Below are 4,436 nucleotides of genomic sequence, written 5' to 3' on the forward strand. Positions count from 1 at the left end.
TTCATGGTTCCCGGCCGGCCGCGTCTCAAGATGAACATCTCCTGTCGAGTCTGTTCATCTGCCGTTCATATAACCGATGAGGATTCGCGTCACGCGGCGCGTTGTCACAAGCGCGTGTGGCGAGCATCCGGGCACTTTGCGGCAAGGTTGGGGCCATCGGGCCTCCGGACGTGTCAGCACGGCAATGTGACGCGATGCGGCCGCGATCCGCCGCCCACTGAGCCCAGCGTGTCGATGCTTGGTCTGGGCGACGCGCCTAGTAGGGCGGCTCCTGGTAGATCGGCTTGCCGTCGATCAGGAGGCGCTTGATCGCCGCGTCACCCGCGGCCGAGACGGCCGCTACGATCTCGATCCGGGCCTTGTCGGTCGTCTCGATCGCCTTGCCCTCGCCCTGCGGCACGAAATAGCTTTCGAGCCCATAGGCGATGCGCAGGCGGTGACGGCTGTCGCGGCATTCGGTCTCGCCATCGCGATTGATCGCGCAACCACCGATCGAGGTCACGCGCCCCGCGATCACCACGGCATCGCCGCTGCCTTTCGGCCACTCGCGCGAAACGCCAGTCGCCCGCGCGAAACCCTGTTCGTCGCGGCCCAGCGTGACGAAGACCGGTTCGCCGGGACGGTAGGGCCGCGCGCCGTCCTGCCCGGCTTCCACCGTGCTGATCGGATAGGCGAGCACCACATAGTCGCCCCGGAAGAGATCGCGGGGGTCGACCGGGACGGTCTTGAGCCGTATCTCGGCGCCGTTCCTCAGAATGCGCGCCCGCTGCTCGACAAGGACGAGCAAAGCAACGCAAAGCAGCAGTGCGGCGGCGCCGGCGCGCCAGAGCAGCGGCACCTTCTTGGCGATAGCATCGGCCGAGAACGGACGCATCACGCGGCCTCCCTCTCGGCGGGCGGGTTGAGCCGCGCGAACAGGCGACGCGCGCCGGAGGCGGTCGCCAGCAGTGCCGCGCCCGCAGCGAAGAAGAACAGCGATTGGTCGAGCAGCGTGCCGATCGTCTGCCAGAGCAGGACCAGGATGGAGACGCCGAACAGGATGGAGCCCGCCACCGTCAGGCGCCGGATGCCGCCGATCGCCCCCGCGACCATCAGCGCCGTCGCCGCGAGCAGCACGAAGCTGGCCACGACGATCTTGCCGGCAATGCCCGTGACGATGCCGCTCCAGAAGACGGCCGGAACGAGAAGCGCCAGCAGAAGCGCGCCCGCCAGCGGCCAGGCGAAGCGCCGCTCCCGCGCCATTGCGCCTCCGAGAAGCGTAATCGGCACGGCAACCGCATAGGCGTAGAACACGAAGAGAAAGGCTCGCCCCGAGCGCGCCTCCTCGTTGTCGAGAATGCGGGCCAGCTCCGCGTTGAGAATGACGACGAGTCCGAGCAAGCCCCAGGGCAGGCAGGCGGTCAGAAGCCCAGGCCCGCCCCGGTCGAGCGCGATCGCGCCCAGCGCCACATAGAGCGCCGACACCGCCAGGCCATAGGCGAGCAGTCCATAATCGAAGCGATAGAACAGCCAGTACCCCGGCGCGGTGCCGAGCCAGAACAGCCCTGCAAGCACGGCTAGGTGATGGATCAGCCGGTTGCTGCGCGACAGCGCCAGCCACAGTGCGGGCAGATAGAGGATGAAGAAAGCGAAATGAGCGCCGCTGCGCGCCTCCTCCCAGCGCCCGAAGCTCCAGGCGCAGATGGCGACGAAGGCGATCGCTAGCGCGCCGCTCGACCGCATCAGGAAGGCCGTGGCGAGGGCGCCGAGCGCGACCAGGACGGCCCCGCCAGGCCAGTCGGCCGGCAAATGGTACATCTGGCCGACCAGCGCGAGCCCGGCGCCGAAGATCAGGACGCCGCAAGTGACAGCCGCGTCGCCGCCGCGAGGCGAGCCGCCCCGCTCCAGCCGGAAGGCGACGATGAAGCAGACCACGATGCCCGTCAGGATCATTCCGAGCTTGGCGAGGCGCGGGATGTCTTCCCAGTTGGCGGCAACGAAGGCAGCAACGCTCGACGCAATCAGCAGCCCGCCGAGCAGCCCGAGCAAGGCCGGCAGGCCGAAGCCGCCGCTCTCGGAGGCGACGGAACGGCGGATCGCCCCGGCGCTATCGGCGCTGAGCAGGCCGCCATCGACCCAGCGGATGAGATCGGCCTCGAGCCGCTTGCGATAGGAACCCGTCAGCATCACCGGCAATCTGGCATGGCTGCCGCAGCTTTTGCTAGAGGCGCGCGGCGCGGACCGTCATTCTCGGGCGAAGCGAGGCTTCGACCCGAGAATCGCTCGACGGAGCGGGCTCGTTTCCGAGATGCCCGGGTCGAGCCCGGGCATGATGTCGGGCAGCTCAAGCCTCCCGGACCGCCTTCGTCCGCGCCAGGTCCGGTGCGAGGGCTTCCCGCGTCAGGCTCGTCAGCGCTTCGGACAGCGGCATCACCGTCTGGGCCTGGCTGCCAAGGCGGCGGACCGTCACGGTCTTTTCCTCGGCCTCGCGACGGCCCACGGCAAGGATGACCGGGACCTTGGCCAGCGAATGCTCGCGCACCTTGTACGAGATCTTCTCGTTGCGCAGGTCGGCGCGCGCCCGCAGCCCGACGGACATCAGCGCCATCGTCACCTCCTCGGCATAGCCATCGGCGTCCGAGGTGATCGGCGCGACGATGACCTGCTCAGGCGCCAGCCAGAGCGGGAAATGCCCGGCGTGATGCTCGATCAGGATGCCGGTGAAGCGCTCCAGCGAGCCGCAGATCGCGCGGTGGACCATGACCGGCTGCTTCTTCTCGCCATCGGCGCCGATATAGAAGGCGCCGAAACGCTCCGGCAGGTTGAAGTCGACCTGCGTCGTGCCGCACTGCCAGTCGCGGCCGATGGCGTCGCGCAGCACATACTCGAACTTCGGCCCGTAGAAGGCGCCCTCGCCCGGGTTGATCTCGGTCTTGATCCGGTTGCCGGACTGCCTGGCGATCTGCTCCAGGACACGGCCCATCACGTCCTCGGCATGGTCCCACAGCTCGTCCGAGCCGACGCGCTTGTCCGGCCGCGTCGAGAGCTTGATCACGAGGTCCTCGGTGAAGCCGAAATCCTCGTAGACCGAGAGGATGAGGTCGTTGATCTTCAGGCACTCGGCCGCGAGCTGGTCCTCGGTGCAGAAGATGTGGGCATCATCCTGAGTGAAGCCGCGCACGCGCATCAGCCCGTGCAACGCGCCGGACGGCTCGTAGCGGTGGACGTTGCCGAATTCCGCGAGGCGCATCGGCAGGTCGCGGTAGCTCTTCAGCCCGTGCTTGAAGATCTGGACGTGGCCGGGGCAGTTCATCGGCTTCAGCGCGAACATGCGCTGGTCCTTCTCGGGGTCGTTGGGGTGCTCCAGCGCGCCCGCCGACTTCACCGCGAACATGTTGTCCTGGTACCAGCCCCAGTGGCCCGAGGTCTCCCAGAGCGACTTGTCGAGGATCTGCGGCGCGTTCACCTCCTCATAGTCGGCGGCGAGACGCCGGCGCATATAGGCGATGATCTCCTGGAACAGGCGCCAGCCCTTGGAGTGCCAGAACACGACGCCCGGCCCCTCCTCCTGGAAGTGGAACAGGTCCATCTCCCGGCCGAGCTTGCGGTGGTCGCGCTTCTCCGCCTCCTCGAGCTGCTTGAGATAGGCCTCGAGCTCTTCCTGCTTGGCGAAGGCGGTGCCGTAGATGCGGGTCAGCATCGCGTTGTTCGAGTCGCCGCGCCAATAGGCGCCGGCCACCTTCATCAGCTTGAAGGCGTTGCCGACCTTGCCGACCGAGGTCATGTGCGGGCCGCGGCAGAGGTCGATCCAGTCGCCCTGCGCATACATCTTCAGCGTCTGGTCGGCGGGGATCGCATCGACCAGCTCGACCTTGTAGGCCTCGCCCTTTCCGGCGAAGAAATCCTTCGCCTTGTCGCGGCTCCAGACCTCCTTGGTGAAGGGTTTGTCGCGCGCGATGATCTCGCGCATCTTCTTCTCGATCGCCGGGAAGTCCTCCGGAGTGAAGGGCTCGTTGCGGGCGAAGTCGTAGTAGAAGCCGTTCTCGATGACGGGGCCGATCGTCACCTGCGTGCCGGGGAAGAGTTCCTGCACGGCCTCGGCGAGGACATGCGCGGCATCGTGCCGGATCAGCTCCAGCGCGCGCGGATCTTCGCGGTTGAGGAGTTCAATCTTCGCGTCGGCGGTGATCGGGTCGGCGAGGTCGACGACGGTGCCGTCGAGCGCCATCGCGACCGTACGCTTCAGCAGGGAGGGAGAAATGCCCTTGGCGATCTCGACCCCGGTGATGCCGGAGGGGAATTCGCGCTTGGCGCCGTCTGGAAAGGTCAGGGAGATCGTCATCGATCGTGCTCCTGCTCACTCGGGGATACGAGCCCCGTAAGTCAGACCGGCTGCCTGTCGGAAGAGCGCGCGGGCCCGCAGCCGGTTCGGCGCGCGCGAGAGGCCATCGCCTATA

General features: G+C 67.3%; 3 protein-coding genes. All 3 read right to left on the reverse strand.

From position 1 onward, the window contains the following. Nucleotides 1-256 precede the first annotated feature (256 nt). Entirely contained in the window at nt 257-874 is a 618-nt protein-coding gene (locus ACIPIA_RS10800) for a GDYXXLXY domain-containing protein (RefSeq protein WP_400509341.1), read from the reverse strand. After that, nucleotides 874-2,166 carry a DUF2157 domain-containing protein gene (locus tag ACIPIA_RS10805; protein ID WP_400509342.1) on the reverse strand — a complete coding sequence of 431 codons (1,293 nt, stop codon included), beginning with the start codon at nt 2,164-2,166 and terminating at the stop codon, nt 874-876. Before ACIPIA_RS10805 ends, ACIPIA_RS10800 begins: the two co-directional genes overlap by 1 nt. Before the next feature lie 157 nt (nt 2,167-2,323). Continuing rightward, the gene (gene thrS, locus ACIPIA_RS10810; protein WP_400509344.1) at nt 2,324-4,321 is read right to left on the reverse strand and encodes a threonine--tRNA ligase; all 1,998 of its coding nucleotides are present in this window, start codon (nt 4,319-4,321) and stop codon (nt 2,324-2,326) included. Between the last annotated feature and the right edge of the window lie 115 nt (nt 4,322-4,436).

This window comes from Allobosea sp. CER48 (assembly GCF_044752385.1).
Classification (GTDB): Bacteria; Pseudomonadota; Alphaproteobacteria; order Rhizobiales; family Beijerinckiaceae; genus Allobosea.

Excerpts from the sequence above, each read along its gene's own strand:
- ACIPIA_RS10800 (WP_400509341.1), bottom strand. The coding sequence starts at position 874 with ATGCGTCCGTTCTCGGCCGATGCTATCGCCAAGAAGGTGCCGCTGCTC.
- ACIPIA_RS10805 (WP_400509342.1), bottom strand. The coding sequence starts at position 2,166 with ATGCTGACGGGTTCCTATCGCAAGCGGCTCGAGGCCGATCTCATCCGC.
- thrS (WP_400509344.1), bottom strand. The coding sequence starts at position 4,321 with ATGACGATCTCCCTGACCTTTCCAGACGGCGCCAAGCGCGAATTCCCC.